Source organism: Hymenobacter elongatus (assembly GCF_004745955.1).
Lineage (GTDB): Bacteria > Bacteroidota > Bacteroidia > Cytophagales > Hymenobacteraceae > Hymenobacter > Hymenobacter elongatus.
In genome coordinates this window covers 206,955-221,987 of record NZ_SRLD01000001.1, presented here as the reverse complement: position 1 = coordinate 221,987, position 15,033 = coordinate 206,955, and the positions used below count along the sequence as shown (strand labels likewise).

The following is a 15,033-nucleotide window of genomic DNA, read 5'->3' as shown; positions in this document are numbered from 1 at the left end:
ATTGCTCGGCAAGCTCGGAATGACGAACGGCTAAGCCTGGTTTTTCAGAAAGTCGTACAGCAGGCGCACGCTGGTGCCGGTGCCGCCTTTGCCCCGGTAAGAATCGGGGGCCGTGAGATAGGCAGGACCAGCAATATCGAGGTGAACCCAGGGGTAGCCCACGGCAAAGCGCTCCAGAAACTTGCCGGCGGAAATAGCGCCAGCCTCGGCCTTGCCCAGGTTGTTGAGGTCGGCAATGTCGGACTTGACGTGCTCGGCGTACTCATCCCAGAGCGGAAACTCCACGATGCGCTCATGCACGCGGTTGCCCGATTTTTTGAGCGCCGCCATCTGCGTTTCGTCGGCCGTGCCCATTGCTACGATGCCTTCCTTGCCAATGGCGCGGGCCGCCGAGCCGGTGAGCGTTGCAATATCGACCACAAACTCCGGCTCATATTTCTTGGCGAAAGCCAGGGCGTCGGCCAGGATCAGGCGGCCTTCGGCATCGGTATTGAGCACTTCCACGCTCAGGCCACTGTACATGGTCAGTACATCGCCGGGAGCGTAGGCCAGGCCGCCGGGACGGTTGTCGGTGGCCGGAACCAGGCCGATAACGTGGAGCGGCACCTTGTTTTTGGCCAAGGCATACAACACGCCGGTAACGGCCGCGCCGCCCGACATGTCACACTTCATCATGTCCATCGAATTGGGGGTGGGCTTGAGGCTCAAGCCGCCCGTATCGAACACGACGCCCTTGCCGACCAGCACGTAGGGCTTGGCATTGGTGGCACCCTCGGGCTTCCACTCCATGATGGTGAACGTGGGCGGCTCGGGGCTGCCTTGGTTTACGGCCAGCAAACCGCCCATGCGCAGGGCTTCGATGCGCACCAGGTCCAGGATTTCGGTGCGGTAGCCAGCTTCCTCGCCGGCTTCGGCCATGCGCTCGGCAAACTGCACGGCATTGAGCTTGTTCAGAGGCGCATTTATTAGGTCGCGGGCCAGGAATACGCCTTGCAGCACGCCGTGTAGCTCCTGCAGCTCGGCTTCCGAAACGGCTTCGCCGACTACCGTGAGGCGCGTGAGCTTGGCGGCTTCCTTCGATTTTGCATCCGTTTTGTAGCCCGCAAACTCATAGGCCGATAACGCTATGCCCTCCGCCAGCGCCAACGCCAGATCGGTGGCGTGCCCCGACAAATCCTGCACGAACAGCTCGGCTACCTTGTCGGCTTTGAGCTGGGCCAGCAGCTGATGGCCACTTTTGCGCACAGCTTCGGCTACGAGGTCAGCAGTACCTTTTTCGGCCACTACAACGAAGTAGTGCTGGTGTGAAAAGTGGTTGACCGTAATGAGCTTGGCATCGGCGGCCAGTTGGTCGGCAACGTACTGACGGGCGGCGGCTTGCAGGTCCTGCAGGGTGGCGGGCAGCTCCTTGGCACCAGCGGGCAGCAGGAAGACGGCTGTGGCGTGCTGGGGTAGCGTGGCGGAGTGGGCTAGTTGAATCGACATAGACGGACGTATCTTTGGGGCGAGTTAGGGCGCGCAAGGTAGGCAGCCTTTGGTAGAACTGAGATACACGCCCCAAGAACGGGCCAACGGCTACCGTTCTGCTTTGCCCGAATCATACTACAAGTGCCGCACGGCACCCTAGCCGCAACTTTATACGCTTCCCCTCCCGCACCATGTCGATGAGTAAGATGGACCATGTTAGCCCCAAAAAACACCTAGGCCAGCACTTTTTGGCCGACCCCAATATCGCGCGGCGCATCGTGGATTCGTTGCGCCTGCCCGACAGCGTAACGGAGGTGCTGGAAATAGGGCCCGGCATGGGCGTACTGACCGGCGACCTGCTGAAGCACCCGGAATACCGCACTACGGTAGTGGAAATTGACCGCGAATCGGTGGCGTATCTGGAGCGCAATTTCCCGGCCCTGGACGGGCGCATCATCTCCTCCGACTTTCTGAAACAGGATCTGGGTCAGCTGTTTCCGGCGCAGCCGCTGAGCATTATCGGCAACTTTCCCTACAACATCAGCAGCCAGATTTTCTTTCAGGTGCTCACCCACCGTCACCAGGTGCGCGAGGTGGTGGGCATGATTCAGAAGGAAGTGGCCGACCGGATTGCCGAGCCGCCGGGCTCCAAAACCTACGGCATTCTGAGCGTGCTGCTCCAGGCATTCTATACCGTCGAGCTGCTGTTTACGGTGCCGCCCCACGTGTTTATTCCGCCGCCCAAAGTGCAGTCGGCTGTCATTCGCCTCACGCGCAACGCTACCGAGCAGTTGGCGTGCGACGAGAAGCTGTTTTTTAAAGTTGTGAAGCAAGCCTTCCAGACGCGGCGCAAAACATTGCGCAATGCGCTGAAACCATTTGGAATGCCCGCCGAAGCCACCACTGACCCGATTTTCGAGAAGCGTGCCGAGCAGCTGAGCGTAGCCGATTTCGTGGAGCTGACCAAGCACGTGCAGCAACACCGCGTAGTGGCCCCGCCGCAGGTGAACAATGCTAAATCGAGACGCGCAAAAGAAGTTTCTGAAGAAACCGAGGAGGAATAAGCTAAGCTGACCACAATGGCCCGAGCATTACAGATTCTTTGCAAAGGAATAGCTGCCGTAGCTGCCGTTGTGGGGGCTTGGTATATTCTTGCAGTCGGCTTGCTAGATGAGGACAATATCACTCATCTAGCAGGACACTATTACACGGCCGGTTCGGACAATGGCTACGCGCTCCACTGGTATGAAAATGAATCTACACCATACGGCGGAACCCTGTTGGAGCCGGTTTACGATACCCGGATGAGCGGCAAGTATCTGGTTGCCCGCGCCGGCGTTGATTTTTATTTTCTGTACCCGTTGTCTGCTACTTCTCAGGAGGATGCCAGCCGCCAGCGCCGGGGCCCTTTCCTGAAAGAGGAGCTGAACCAAAAGCTGCTCCAGCTTACCGCAGACACGGTACTCCGCCAAGTAGGACCTTTCTAGACTGACAAATTCTATGAGTCTTTGCCTTTGTGTCGATGAAATGCACCCCTCGCTGCCCGAGCTGCTCGCGCCGCTGGGCATTGTGCTGCACTACCGGCCCGATCTGACGGCCACCGAGATTCCGGCGGCCCTGGCCGCCCAGCCCTACGACGGCCTGATTGTGCGCAGCAAGCTGCGCGTAAACTCGGCCCTGCTGGCCCACGGTCCGCACCTGCGCTACGTGGCCCGAGCCGGGGCCGGCGTCGATAACATTGACGAGGCGGCGCTGGCGGCGGCGGGCGTAACGCTGCTCAATGCGCCCGAGGGCAACCGCGACGCCGTGGGCGAGTACACGCTGGGCCTGCTGCTGGCCCTGTTTCGCAACATTGCCCGCGCCGACCACGAGGTGCGCCAGGGCAGCTGGCGGCGCGAAGCCAACCGGGGCGAAGAAATAGGCGGCAAAACCATCGGAATTCTGGGCTATGGCAATATGGGAGCCGCGTTTGCGCGCCGCCTGAGCAGCTTCGGCTGCACGGTGCTGGCCTACGATATCGACCCCGCCCACCAAGGCGACCACCACGCCATCATGGTGTCGTTGCAGGAGCTGCAGGAGCGGGCCGAGGTGCTGAGCGTGCATATTCCTTACGTAGCAGCCAACCGGCACTTCGTGAACGATGAGCTGCTGGCCGGTTTTCGAAACCCTATCTGGCTGCTCAATACGGCCCGGGGCGAAGTGCTCGACCACGCGGCGCTGGTCCGCGGCCTACGCGGCGGGCAAGTGCGCGGCGCGGCCCTGGACGTGCTCGAAAACGAAAAGCTCGGCACCCTGACCCCCATGCAGCAGGCAACCCTGGAGTATCTGCAAGCCTCGCCCAGCGTGCTGTTTTCGCCCCACATCGGCGGCTGGAGCTTTCAGTCCTACCAGCGTATCAATGAAGTGCTGGCCCACAAAATCGGAGCTTTCCTGCGAACCGCCCGCGCCGGGTACTAAGGGAAATTGCGCCGGGTTTCGTATATTTGTCTCAAACCTATTCGGAGAACGGTTGGCTCGGCCGACCGTTCTCCTTGTTTTTTAGCAAACCCTACACCTCCATGGCTTCCGTCAATTATTATACTCCTGAAGGTCTACAAAGACTCAAAGACGAGCTGCAGGAACTCAAAATTCGCGGCCGGGCCAAAGCAGCGGAAGACCTGCGCGAAGCCCGCGACAAAGGCGACCTGAGCGAAAACGCCGAGTACGATGCCGCCAAGGATGCGCAGGGGCTGCCTGAGCTGAAAATATCCAAGCTGGAAGAAGTTGTCGGCAACGCCCGCGTTATCGACGATACCAACATGGACGTTACCAAGGTGCTGATTCTGAGTAAAGTGAAGCTCAAGAACCTGAAGAATAACATGGTGCTCGACTACCTGCTGGTGGCCGAGGAAGAAGCCAACCTGGCTGCGGGCAAGATTTCGGTGAAGTCTCCCATTGGTAAGGGCCTGCTGGGCAAATCGGCCGGCGACACCGCCGAAATTACCGTACCCGCCGGCAAGCTGCAGTTCCAGATTCTGGAAGTGAGCCGGTAGCCGGAGCGCAGACCGTTTTTCATTTCCGCACAAGGGCGAAGCCAATGGCTTCGCCCTTGTGCGTTTTGCCCGTACTTTGGCCCGGCAATTCCGTTAGCGCTGAACTGCTACTTCCCACTTTCACCCCTCACCAGTTCCGCTTATGCCTTCCCTCTTTTCCCGCATCGTTTCGGGCGAGCTGCCCGCTTATAAAGTCGCTGAGGATGAGCACCACCTGGCTTTTCTGGATATTACGCCGCTCGTGGAAGGCCACACGCTGGTAATTCCCAAGCGTGAAGTCGACTACATTTTCGATATGGCTCCGCAGGAGCTAGCGGCTTTGCACCAGTTTGCCCAGCGCGTAGCCACGGGCGTGAAAGCGGCCGTGCCCTGCAAGCGCGTTGGCGTGGCCGTCATCGGGCTCGAAGTTCCTCACGCCCACATTCACCTCATTCCGATGACCAAGGTATCGGACATGAATTTCGCTAACCCCAAAATAAAGGTGGACGAGCGGCGCATGAATGAGCTGGCCGCCGCCATCGGTGCCAAAGTACCCGAGACTGTGGCTGCCCAGGCCCATAGTGCCGCCGCGAAACCACTGGAAACCAAAGCCGAGCGAGAAACGGCCGAAGCCAACGAAGCACCCGCCGCTACCGATACGGTTTCCACCCAGCTGCGGGAGCTCACCACCGGCCTGCAGTTCGTCAGCGAGTCGGAGGCACCGCTGACGGTAGTCAGCTTCGACGCCCCCGCCGGCGCTCTGACCGATGCGGCTTTGCTGAAGCTCGCCGACCAGCCAGCCGGCACGAAAGTCGAAACCCAGGAGCTGATGCACTTTCTGCGCAACCACACCGCCGATGACGGCGTGCTGGGCGACCCGGAGCTGGCCAACCGCTACAAAGCCCTGCAGATGTTCATGAAGCAGGAGCTCCAGGAAACTAAGGTCTACCGTATCGGCACCGGGCCGCAGGTGCAGGCCTTTGCGCTGGGCAAAACCGGTGAAGGCAAGCTGGCCGGCTTCAAAACCGTGCTGACGGAAACCTAAGAGACGCTCAATTAATTCTGAACGTACGCTGGAATGCTGCCGACAAGAATGCCCGTGCCAGGCATTCTTGTCGGCAGCATTTTTTAGTCTCCCCGCCGGATGGCACACTAGCTCGTCCATTTACCAGTTATTCTGGTCGTGTGGTAGCAACGTAGAAAGCGGCATCGGTTTTTTCGCCCTCTCTCTATTAAACTGCGTCCAAACCTCATCTGGCGTCTGGGCGAGGGTTGAAAGGCACGCGAGGTGTAGCACGGCAAGAAGCAGGAGTTTCATCAGCTTCGGGGTTGAGGCCGGGAAGGTAGGCAAGGGCGCTGCTATTTATTGAGGCTGCGGTTCATTTACGCCTAACTGGAGGTAACCAGCGCGTTGGAGTGCATCAGGTAAACGGTTTAGCCAAGTACAGATGCCCGTAATCTTCGCTTAGTAGCCGGGTGACGAAAGGGATAGACCAGCTTCGAAGGGAGGCTTTCCATTAGTAATGTGTAGAAGATAAGCTTCTATAGACTCCCGTGTATGAAATTTAGGGGTAATAATCACCTCACAGCCTTCGTGGTCACTACATGCTTTGATAATCAGTTCTTCATTCTTGGAGTGTAAACCAAAGCTACTGCGGCTAAACCATTTATTGTTTTTTATCAATTTGCCATAAAACATTTCATGTTGTAATGTTTTAAGTAACTCAGAAGTTCGGACTAGTTGGTTATCGGCATTATAAAATCTAGCGGAAATAACACAAAAACCGGCTTCCATTTCTAGCAGGATACAAGCTTTGTGTTTTTTTGTCTTTTGATATCTTGATTTTGCCTTCTGCATACTTGAAATTTGCTGCAAGAGTCTTTTGATAAGCTTGTTCAAGAATTTCTTTGTTCCAATTATATTTTTCGGCGCTTGCAAGCGCAATACGGTGAATAGTATCGATTATAATCAGGTTCTGTTCCTCTGCACTTTTTTGCCAGTAAGCAAACTTGTCGAAGTGCGCATATACGGAAAGTACGCTACTGCTCATATATCCGATAATTAGATCTTTATCAGCCAGAGTTACAGAAATACGTGAGGTAGATTGAGGTTTGTAACCGTTGAGGTTATACACATATAAGGCTGAAATTGCATTCTGCCTCCGAGCGAAAATGGTAGACTGTTCATCCATCGGCTCATAGTATAGAGCTATATCATAAAGCTTGTGACTCATATTTCAAACAATAGGTATGGTAGAGGCAAGGGAAAAGACAACCTTCAATTGCTCCGACAGAAAAGACGCTTCACTAAGCTCAACGTTATTCACGCACTGTCAGGAGCGGGAATTTCATCAGCTTCAGTTGGGGCGTTGAAGCAGACGCGGTAGGGAAGGGGTGGGTTTTTTCGGTGGCATAGCCCGATACAGGTAGCTACTACTTCAACTGGATTTGAATGGTGTGACTAGCCGTATCAATTTCCATCCAATCCGTTGATTCCGAATCCGGAATACAGTCTATCAAGCTGGCCCCTTTGGCATACCTTCTTAGGGAATACTTGCCAAACAGAATCGTTAAGTCATATGCATCAGCTGTTGGCGAATGGCCAATAAAAGCCTTGGTGACTATCTGCCGGGAATCGTCGACGCTCTTCTTTGTGAGCTGACTTTCGATAATGGGCGGTCGAATACCATCACACCATAGCGTTTGGATTCGCTCTTGGTTGGAATGAGCGAAAGTCCTTTCCAGATGAGCTTCCAAATATGAGTAAAATGACTCGTTGAAGGAATCGTTTGCGGACATAGCTATTATCGAGAAGTTTGCTCTGATTGAATCAAAAGAATACTGATTTTGAACCGCTACGTGGGGCTGCATGGGGGGAGCCTAGAAGGTGAGTACTAGCGCTTCGCCAACCGGCCAGGCGCCGCTCAGTGGTCGTAGCTGATGACCCGGGTTACTTTCCACTGCCCGTCCTTAAGGCGCCAGAGCATGGTGTTCTTGAACGTGCCGCAGTCGTCCTTGCCGTTTTCGACGTGGCAGAACCGGTGCTGGTAAGTTTCTACCGCGCCATAGTCCTTAATGGGGTACACTTCCAGGGTGCCGGGCACCAGCTGGCGGTTGAGGCCGGTGGTTTTGTTTTGCTCAAACATGCGCCGGAAGCCGTCCATCGACTGCTGGTAATTCGCCAGGCCGCCCCGGTCGTGGTAGAACTCGAGGTCTTCGGCAAAGAAGGTTTGCAGCTGGGCGAGGTCGTGGCGGTTGAAGGCCACGAACATGAGGCTGTCTTGCCGGGCAATGGTGGTATAGAGCTCCTGCGCGGCCGGCGACCGGGGAGCCGCCGCGGCGGGCACGGCGGGTTTGGCCGTAGTACAGGCAAAGGTGCCCGCCAGGGGCAGCGCGGCGAGGAGCAGGAGTTTCATCAGCTTCGGGGTTGAAGCCGGGAAGGTAGGAAGTAGCTCGGTTACTACTGTCAGTAGTTGACTAACCGAACTGAGTACAAGTGCCCAAGGCGGTTTTTCAGGCGTTATAGCGGTTTTGTGAACGGTGCAACCCGGCTGCTGTAGAGACGCGTATTCGCGTCTCGTCGTTCGTGCCGCCTGCCCGGTTTCGTTCACCGACGGGACGCGAATACGCGTCTCTACAGCGGATATTTACGGTTTGCGAAACCGCTATAGCTTACCGTGGGGCCATTTACCACACGTATGCACCTCTGTTTATCAACAGGGTTTGTAAAAATAACTGCGGATCGAAAAACTACTCCACCGTCAAGGGCGGCCCTACCACTTTCATCTCGCAGGCCGCAAATAGCTTGGTTATTTCCTCCGGCGTAGGCTCCGTTTTGCGAGCAGCCATCGTGGCAAAGAATTCCTCCATCTTCCCGGCGGGCTGGAAAGTCACGGTCATTTTTCCTTTCGCGCTGACCTGGGTCCAGGCGTGGGGAACTTGTCGGGGCAGGAAGATACTGTCGCCGGTTTGGAGTCGAAACTTGTCGTCACCGACCTGGAAATAGTACTCGCCGTCGAGCACGTAAAACACTTCGTCCTGGGCCAGATGTACGTGCAATGGAGTGCCGCGACCCGGCGAGATGCTCGTTTGCTCGAAGATGGCCAGGCCGCCGTTCGTATCCAGGCCCGACACCTTCAAGTCCAGAATATTTGAGTTGACGCCTTTCAGCTGCATGTGGCCGTGCAGACGCCCTTCCCCGGCACCGACTTTGAACCCCTTGGCGGGCTGGTCGGCCAGGAAGCGGGCGGGAGCCGCGGCCACGAAGGGCAGAGCGGCCAGGGTGGTCTGAACAAATCTTCTGCGCTGCATAGCCAGATAGGTTAGAGGTGGAGGCGGGAGCGGTAGGGCTTCTCTAAATATAGATTTTTTAAGATTGTTGGCACACGGCTGCGCCCCGCGCCAGCTGGCTTTAGTCGGCAATCAGGTTTCTGTCGTCCCGCGCCGAATCCAACTGCGTCAGGATTCCCCACTTGGCCAAGAGGTAAAATGATTTTGAAGCTGTTCAGGACGTTCTATTTGATTTCAGCGACCTGCTAAACAGCTTCTAAAACCGACCTGGCGGTATTCCCGCAACAGTGCAGCCATCTTTTCCGGCTGGGGTAGTGCTACACCTTCTTCGATAAAGTACCGGTCCTGCATCCAGCTTACCGCGTCGGGCCCTGATCCACCTGGGCTTCCAACCGGGCCTGCACGTCCACGGGTAGCTTGCTGAGCAAGTCTAGGCCGGTGGCGTTTTCAATGGCGTCGACCGACACGCGGTACTGGCTCCAGTCGGGGCTCACGGCGTTGTCGTTGGGCGTGTCCACGGCCAGGATACGGGCCTGGGCGGGGATGCGGCGCAGGTCGTCGGAGCCTTCGGGCAGGATAACCAGCACTTTCCATACCCGGCTGGGCACCGTCACGCGGCCGCCGTCGAGGGTGGTGGCGAAGCCTTTGGAGCCGGTGCCGCCCTTGCCGTAGCTGCCCATGATGACGTATACTTCCTGGCCCCGCTCCACCAAGGCGCGGCCGTATTCTTCGAGGCTGCTCCAGGTGCGCTGGTTGTTGTTGGGGGCCTGCGGAATCATATTGGTCATCAGGAAAGTGGCCGAGTTGTCGTCGAGGTCGGTGGTGCGGTCGGCGCTGGGGCAGTTGTGGCCCTTATCGAAGCCCGAGCTGCTGTAGCTGCGCGGCGTGACCTGGTAGAACTGCCGAGGCAGGGCCGGGTCGGGGCGGAAGTCGTCCTGACGCGGCGCGGACCCGCGCCAGGCGCGGTTCAGGTGCCAGCTCACCCAGTTCGGAATGCCCCGGCCGGCGTGGTAGCTCAGCACAAACTGCGGCTTGCTGAGGAGGTAGTTGTTGGCGTTGGCGGGGCTGGTGCTGGCCCCGCTGGGGTTGCCCAGGGTCATGTGGTCGTCGCGGCTGGTGACGACGGCCGTGGCCTGGCGCGTAGTGGCAGGCGGCAGCGACGTCCCCGTGGGGGCCTGCGTATCGGCTTCTGCACCGCTCCCTACCACGCCGCCCGCGGCGGTGGCCAGCGTCACATCGTCGATATTCAAGCGCCCGCTCCCGGTATCAGTCTTGCGGATTTCGAGGCGTAGCGGCCCGGTAGTGCCGCCCTCGAAGGCCGTGGCCACGAGGCGCGGCCCCTGTGTGCGTACCGGCCGGCCGATGCGCCGAAACGTGCGCCCACCATCTATGCTGCCCCACAGCTCCCAGGTGCTGGTCGCGTCGGAGCCGTAGCTGGCCGCGCTGATGCGGATGCTACGTACCCCGGCCGGGGCATCGAAGTTCATGCGCAGCCGGCCCTGGCCGCGCAGGCGGGCCGCGTGCTGCCCGTTTTTGTGGTCCTGGTCCGAAGAGCCGATCAGGGCATCTTCGAAGTGCCAGGAGCCGGTCCCCAAGGTTTCATCGGCGGGGGAGTAGGCCCCTTTGCTGCCCGCCTCAAACGTTTCGGGAAACCGGCCGGCCACCTGCGCCAGGCTGGCAGCCGACTGCACCGCAATGGCGGGCGGCCCCTCGGGCACGTCGGTGCGGGTGGTTTCGGGTTGGGGCTGGGAGCAGGCCAGCAACGCTACGGGCAGGATGAAGAAGAGGCGGATCATGGGGCGAAGGTATTCGATAGGAGGAAGGCGGCGTACTAGCCGGCCACGGGAGGCAGCAGGCGCGTTAAGGCCGCAATTTCAGCGTCCAGGGCCTGAATCCGGGCGTCGAGCAACCCCTGGGGCACCGCCCCGAAGCGGGCCAGCGCATCGGTGGCTGCCGCCAGGCAGTCGGTGTACCAGCGCCGGTCGCGGGCATCGGGGTCGGGGCGGCCATCGGGGGGAGGCGGGGGCAGGGCGGCCAGCAGCGGGGACAGCACTACCAGCCGCCGCCGAAGCGGTTGGGTCTTCTGTTGCAGGAGCGTGAGCTGGTAGCGGGCATTCACGGCTTCATGACGGCAGACGGTGAGCCGCCACCGCACGGCCTCCAGGTCGGCAGGCGGCGGCTCCGTTTCCGTGGTAGCCAGCGGGGGCTCGGTAGTGGCGCCATACAGCGGTTCAAGAAACGGCAGCAGGCGTTGCATAGCCTCCAGCGGCAAGCTACGCCGACCAATCTCGACCTGGGCCAGCCGCTCGCGGGACAGGCGCAAATGAACGGCCAGCTCCAGCTGCGTAAGCCCCAGGAGCATTCGCACTTGGCCCGGTAAGGTATCCGACGACATAAGGAAAGGAGGAATAGCGGAGGAGGTGTCACAAAGATGTCGAATAAGCTACTAGTTGTGACGGCGGGTGTCACACTTCTTGCTGTCACAAATAATAATGTGACAGCAAGAAGTGTGACACCCGCCGTCACAACCAGATTTAATCGTGCGTACCTGTGACGGTGAGAATACCAGCCACCGCCGCCAGCCCTTGGTAGGCAACGCCGTGCGGGAAATCGGGTCATTGTAGCCTACCTTGCTTCCCATTCTGTTCTTGACCAGTATTTCCACTGCTAACCACTGCATGACCACAACTTCTACTCCCAAACTCCTGCTGCTCGCTGCCGGCTGCGCCACGGCTCTGTGGCTGGGCAGCTGCGACTCCGGGCAGCAGGCCGGCACCACCGAAACGCCCACTGCCGACGCCAACTTCGACCAATTCAAGGCGCAGTTCATCGATTCGCTCTGGTACTACAACCCCGAGTGGGCCAGCAGCCAGGGCTACCACCGCTACGACTCGCTGCTGGTGGTGCCCAATGCCGGCCGGCGGCAAACCGAGGCGGCGGCCCAGGGGCGGGTGCGCAAGCAGCTCGGTGCATTTGCGGTGGCCGATCTGTCGGTGAATAACCAGACCGATTTTCGGCTGATTGAGAACTACCTGAACAGCTCGCGCTGGTATGCCGACACGCTGAAGGAGTGGCAGTGGAACCCGGCCACCTACAACCTGGGCTCGTCGGTAGCCGAAATCCTGAACGGCCGCTACCAGCCCCTCGACCGGCGGCTACGCAGCATTTCCCTGAAAATGTCGCGCGCGGCCGATTACTACGCGGCGGCGGAGGACAACATCCAAAAGCCCACCCGGGAGCACACTGAGCTGGCGATTCTGCAAACCCAGGGCGCACTGGCGGTATTTGGCCCGGCGCTGCTGGATTCGCTGAGCCGCTCGCGCCTTTCGGAGCGCGAGAAAAAGGACTTCCGCGACCGGCTGACGACCACCACGCTGGTGCTCGAAAACTATATCGCCTTCTTACAAAAAGAAGTGCTGCCGGCCGGCAACTTCCGCAGCTTCCGCCTGGGCAAGGCCCTCTACGACCGGAAGTTTGCCTTCGATATCCAGAGCGGCTACTCGGCCGACCAGGTGTACCAAAAGGCGCAGCAGCACAAAGCCGAGCTGCTGCACGATATGAAAAAGCGGGCCGTGCGGCTCTGGCCGAAGTATTTTGCCGGTCAGCCGCTGCCCACCGACTCGCTGGCTGCCGTGAAGCAGGTAATCAGCAAACTCTCGCAGAACCACGCCACCCAGCAAGGGTTTGTGGCCGCCGTGCAGGCCCAGATTCCGGCGCTGGTGAAGTTCGTGAATGACAAGAAGCTGCTGACCCAGGACCCGACCAAGCCGCTGGTAGTGCGCGAAACGCCGCTGTATATGCGCGGCAGCGGGGCCGGCGCCTCCGTATCGGCCCCCGGCCCCTACGACACGGCTGCCAACACCTATTATAACGTGGAGCCCCTCGACGGCCAGCCCGCGCCCAAGGCCGAAAGCTACCTGCGCGAGTACAACGAGTACACCCTCCAGATTCTGAATATCCACGAGGCCATTCCGGGCCACTACACGCAGCTGGTGTACGCCAACCGCAGCCCTTCGCTCATTAAGTCCATCTTCGGCAACGGAGCCATGATTGAGGGCTGGGCCGTGTATGCCGAGCGCATGATGCTGGAAAGCGGCTACGGCAACAACACCGATGAAATCTGGCTGATGTGGGACAAGTGGAACATGCGCGTGACCATCAACGCCATCATCGACCACGAAATCCAGGTCAACAACGCCTCCGAGGCCAGCATTGTGGCCCAGCTCACCCGCGACGGGTTCCAGGAAGATTCCGAGGCCCGCAACAAGTGGCGGCGCGCCACCCTGAGCCAGGTGCAGCTGAGCAGCTACTTCACAGGCTACACCGAAATCTACGACCTGCGCCAGGAGCTGAAGCAGCAGCAGGCCAGCAAGTTCGATCTGAAGACCTTCAACGAGCAGTTTCTGAGCTACGGCAGCGCCCCGGTGCGCTACATCCGGACCATGATGCTGAAGAAAGCGTAACGTACTAGCGGTAATTGCCATATGGTGCAAAAGAAGCTGTCACAGAAAGAGTTTCTGGGTCGGCTTTCGTGTCTGCGTAGCTACATCCGGTTTGCTGCCTGGGCACTATTTCCCCATTTTTGTCTGTTTTTATGAAAGAGTCTACCCGCCAGCGCGTCCACGATACCAACGACGAAGGGCTGCGCCGCTATATCCACGACCATCTGAAGGTGTTGGCCATGTTCACGGCAGATGATTGTCCCATCTGTGCCCAACTGGCAACGCCCTTTGCCCAGTCTGCTGCCGACGAGCCGTTTGCCGCCGTCCTGTTTCTGCGGCTGTCCTCGGAAGAAAGCCCGGTGGCTAAAAAGCTGATGCAGCAGAAAGTGGCGCCGTTTTTCGTGAGCTACTGCCAGGGCTGCATCCTGGAGTGCGACACGCTGACTACGGAAGCCGAAGTACTGGCGACACTCCAGCGCCTGCGGCAGTTTCAGCCCCACACCAGCTAGTGCGCCTGCGTCTTCACAAAGACATGTGGGCCCTGCTAACCGTGCTGCTCACGTTCGGGCTGCTATTTCTGCTGTTTTAGGCGTTTTTTGCCGACTGGGGGTAGCATGCGCTACTCCCGCGCGCAGCACAACGATGTGCTAACACTACCTGCCTAAATTAGGAAGTGTGGACAGTAAACAGAAAGAAGGTCATGCTGAGCGAAGTCGAAGCATCTCGCGTGCCACAGTAATCATTTACCATGGCACGCGAGATGCTTCGACTTCGCTCAGCATGACGTGCTATACGGAACAAAACAGCCCTTTCGGTCACTGTCCACACACCCTAGGTGGGGTACGGTGCCCGGCAAATTTCCCTAGCTTCGCGCCGTGTTTTTCTTTCTCTCCAAACTCCTCCCATTTGTGCTGGAGCCTGCCGTGTGGCTACTGGCGCTGCTCGGTGCCGCCCTGCTGAGCCAGCGCCACCCCGGCCGTCAGCGCGGCTTTATCGTCGCCGCGCTGGTGCTGATGCTGATCGGTACCAATGGCGGCCTGATCAATGAGGCCTATCTGGCGTGGGAGCTGCCGCCGGTAGCGCTGCGCACCCTGCCGCCCCACGACGCGGGCGTGCTGCTCACCGGCGTCACCCGCACCCAGAAGTCGCCCCACGACCGGGTGTACCTGGCCGAGGGAGCCGACCGGGTGACGCATACGCTCTGGCTCTACCGGGCGGGCCGCATCAAGTCCATTATCATCAGTGGCGGTTCGGGCTCACTGCGCGCCGTAGCCCATACCGAGGCCCAGGATATTGCCACGCTGCTGCGGCTTTCGGGCGTGCCGGCCCGCCACATTCTGGTGGAAGAGCGCAGCCGCAATACGCGTGAAAACGCGCTCAACACGAAGCTGCTGCTGGCCCGGCACCCGGAAATAAAGACGCTGGTGCTCATCACCTCCGCCTTTCATCAGCGGCGGGCCCTGGGCTGCTTCCGGAAGGCCGGCCTGCTGCCCACCGCCTTTCCCGCCGACTTCCGAACCAACGACCACCGCCGCCGCACGCTCGACTACTGGCTGCCCGATGCCGGAGCCTTCGGCCGCTGGAGCCATCTGCTGCACGAGCTGACCGGCTACCTGACGTATAAGCTGCTGGGGTACTGTTAAGACTCGTTCCTGAATAAAGCGACACGAAAAAGAACGTCATGCTGAGCAAAGTCGAAGCATCTCTACCGCAGTGGTAAGTAGCATTGCGGTAGAGATGCTTCGACAAGCGGACGCCAGATGAGCATGACAGCCGAATTTTAGCATCGGTTCCTAATTCAGGAACAAGTCTTTAGAGTATTT

The 15,033-nt window shown here is 59.0% G+C and carries 15 protein-coding genes; 8 read left to right on the top strand and 7 right to left on the bottom strand.

The window, feature by feature from the left end:
• Nucleotides 1-30 precede the first annotated feature (30 nt).
• Nucleotides 31-1,485, bottom strand: a complete 1,455-nt coding sequence (locus tag E5J99_RS00965) for a leucyl aminopeptidase family protein (protein ID WP_135495845.1) — start codon at nucleotides 1,483-1,485, stop codon at nucleotides 31-33.
• Between the two features lie 188 nt (nucleotides 1,486-1,673).
• Between E5J99_RS00965 and rsmA the strand changes: the two genes are divergently transcribed.
• From rsmA to E5J99_RS22120, 5 genes are all read left to right on the top strand, one after another.
• Complete coding sequence (rsmA, locus tag E5J99_RS00960; protein ID WP_135495920.1) at nucleotides 1,674-2,531, top strand: 16S rRNA (adenine(1518)-N(6)/adenine(1519)-N(6))-dimethyltransferase RsmA; 858 nt, start codon at nucleotides 1,674-1,676, stop codon at nucleotides 2,529-2,531.
• A 15-nt stretch (nucleotides 2,532-2,546) separates the two neighbouring features.
• The gene (locus E5J99_RS00955) at nucleotides 2,547-2,954 is read left to right on the top strand and encodes a hypothetical protein (RefSeq protein WP_135495844.1); all 408 of its coding nucleotides are present in this window, start codon (nucleotides 2,547-2,549) and stop codon (nucleotides 2,952-2,954) included.
• A 13-nt stretch (nucleotides 2,955-2,967) separates the two neighbouring features.
• Entirely contained in the window at nucleotides 2,968-3,924 is a 957-nt protein-coding gene (locus E5J99_RS00950) for an NAD(P)-dependent oxidoreductase (RefSeq protein ID WP_135495843.1), read from the top strand.
• A 101-nt stretch (nucleotides 3,925-4,025) separates the two neighbouring features.
• On the top strand, nucleotides 4,026-4,499 hold the full coding sequence (gene greA, locus E5J99_RS00945; RefSeq protein ID WP_135495842.1) for a transcription elongation factor GreA: 474 nt from the start codon (nucleotides 4,026-4,028) through the stop codon (nucleotides 4,497-4,499).
• A gap of 142 nt (nucleotides 4,500-4,641) precedes the next feature.
• Nucleotides 4,642-5,523, top strand: a complete 882-nt coding sequence (locus E5J99_RS22120) for a nuclease A inhibitor family protein (protein ID WP_135495841.1) — start codon at nucleotides 4,642-4,644, stop codon at nucleotides 5,521-5,523.
• A gap of 718 nt (nucleotides 5,524-6,241) precedes the next feature.
• Here the strand turns inward: E5J99_RS22120 and E5J99_RS00935 are convergent.
• The 6 genes from E5J99_RS00935 to E5J99_RS00910 all read right to left on the bottom strand — a co-directional run bounded on the left by E5J99_RS00935 (nucleotide 6,242) and on the right by E5J99_RS00910 (nucleotide 11,163).
• On the bottom strand, nucleotides 6,242-6,712 hold the full coding sequence (locus tag E5J99_RS00935) for a hypothetical protein (RefSeq protein ID WP_135495840.1): 471 nt from the start codon (nucleotides 6,710-6,712) through the stop codon (nucleotides 6,242-6,244).
• Nucleotides 6,713-6,911: 199 nt separating this feature from the next.
• Entirely contained in the window at nucleotides 6,912-7,277 is a 366-nt protein-coding gene (locus E5J99_RS00930; RefSeq protein WP_135495839.1) for a hypothetical protein, read from the bottom strand.
• 125 nt (nucleotides 7,278-7,402) lie between these two features.
• Nucleotides 7,403-7,894 carry a nuclear transport factor 2 family protein gene (locus E5J99_RS00925; RefSeq protein ID WP_135495838.1) on the bottom strand — a complete coding sequence of 164 codons (492 nt, stop codon included), beginning with the start codon at nucleotides 7,892-7,894 and terminating at the stop codon, nucleotides 7,403-7,405.
• A 334-nt stretch (nucleotides 7,895-8,228) separates the two neighbouring features.
• Nucleotides 8,229-8,789 (bottom strand): cupin domain-containing protein, encoded by a 561-nt coding sequence (locus tag E5J99_RS00920; RefSeq protein ID WP_135495837.1) that lies wholly within the window; start codon nucleotides 8,787-8,789, stop codon nucleotides 8,229-8,231.
• 335 nt (nucleotides 8,790-9,124) lie between these two features.
• Nucleotides 9,125-10,564: a DNA/RNA non-specific endonuclease gene (locus E5J99_RS21715; RefSeq protein WP_135495836.1), complete on the bottom strand. Its 1,440-nt coding sequence runs from the start codon at nucleotides 10,562-10,564 to the stop codon at nucleotides 9,125-9,127.
• Between the two features lie 35 nt (nucleotides 10,565-10,599).
• The gene (locus E5J99_RS00910) at nucleotides 10,600-11,163 is read right to left on the bottom strand and encodes a helix-turn-helix domain-containing protein (RefSeq protein WP_135495835.1); all 564 of its coding nucleotides are present in this window, start codon (nucleotides 11,161-11,163) and stop codon (nucleotides 10,600-10,602) included.
• A gap of 283 nt (nucleotides 11,164-11,446) precedes the next feature.
• On the opposite strand from E5J99_RS00910, the gene E5J99_RS00905 reads away from it, so the two are divergent.
• The 3 genes from E5J99_RS00905 (at nucleotide 11,447) to E5J99_RS00895 (ending at nucleotide 14,853) form a co-directional block, all read left to right on the top strand.
• The gene (locus E5J99_RS00905; RefSeq protein WP_135495834.1) at nucleotides 11,447-13,231 is read left to right on the top strand and encodes a DUF885 domain-containing protein; all 1,785 of its coding nucleotides are present in this window, start codon (nucleotides 11,447-11,449) and stop codon (nucleotides 13,229-13,231) included.
• Nucleotides 13,232-13,362: 131 nt separating this feature from the next.
• The gene (locus tag E5J99_RS00900) at nucleotides 13,363-13,719 is read left to right on the top strand and encodes a thioredoxin domain-containing protein (protein WP_135495833.1); all 357 of its coding nucleotides are present in this window, start codon (nucleotides 13,363-13,365) and stop codon (nucleotides 13,717-13,719) included.
• Nucleotides 13,720-14,118: 399 nt separating this feature from the next.
• Complete coding sequence (locus E5J99_RS00895) at nucleotides 14,119-14,853, top strand: YdcF family protein (RefSeq protein WP_167851918.1); 735 nt, start codon at nucleotides 14,119-14,121, stop codon at nucleotides 14,851-14,853.
• Nucleotides 14,854-15,033: the final 180 nt, after the last annotated feature.

Bases quoted from the DNA above. Each gene is read 5' to 3' on its own strand.
- rsmA (WP_135495920.1), top strand. From the start codon at position 1,674: ATGGACCATGTTAGCCCCAAAAAACACCTAGGCCAGCACTTTTTGGCC.
- E5J99_RS21715 (WP_135495836.1), bottom strand. From the start codon at position 10,564: ATGATCCGCCTCTTCTTCATCCTGCCCGTAGCGTTGCTGGCCTGCTCC.
- E5J99_RS00910 (WP_135495835.1), bottom strand. From the start codon at position 11,163: ATGTCGTCGGATACCTTACCGGGCCAAGTGCGAATGCTCCTGGGGCTT.
- E5J99_RS00930 (WP_135495839.1), bottom strand. From the start codon at position 7,277: ATGTCCGCAAACGATTCCTTCAACGAGTCATTTTACTCATATTTGGAA.
- E5J99_RS00950 (WP_135495843.1), top strand. From the start codon at position 2,968: ATGAGTCTTTGCCTTTGTGTCGATGAAATGCACCCCTCGCTGCCCGAG.
- E5J99_RS00900 (WP_135495833.1), top strand. From the start codon at position 13,363: ATGAAAGAGTCTACCCGCCAGCGCGTCCACGATACCAACGACGAAGGG.
- E5J99_RS00905 (WP_135495834.1), top strand. From the start codon at position 11,447: ATGACCACAACTTCTACTCCCAAACTCCTGCTGCTCGCTGCCGGCTGC.
- E5J99_RS22120 (WP_135495841.1), top strand. From the start codon at position 4,642: ATGCCTTCCCTCTTTTCCCGCATCGTTTCGGGCGAGCTGCCCGCTTAT.
- E5J99_RS00935 (WP_135495840.1), bottom strand. From the start codon at position 6,712: ATGAGTCACAAGCTTTATGATATAGCTCTATACTATGAGCCGATGGAT.
- E5J99_RS00920 (WP_135495837.1), bottom strand. From the start codon at position 8,789: ATGCAGCGCAGAAGATTTGTTCAGACCACCCTGGCCGCTCTGCCCTTC.
- greA (WP_135495842.1), top strand. From the start codon at position 4,026: ATGGCTTCCGTCAATTATTATACTCCTGAAGGTCTACAAAGACTCAAA.
- E5J99_RS00925 (WP_135495838.1), bottom strand. From the start codon at position 7,894: ATGAAACTCCTGCTCCTCGCCGCGCTGCCCCTGGCGGGCACCTTTGCC.
- E5J99_RS00955 (WP_135495844.1), top strand. From the start codon at position 2,547: ATGGCCCGAGCATTACAGATTCTTTGCAAAGGAATAGCTGCCGTAGCT.
- E5J99_RS00965 (WP_135495845.1), bottom strand. From the start codon at position 1,485: ATGTCGATTCAACTAGCCCACTCCGCCACGCTACCCCAGCACGCCACA.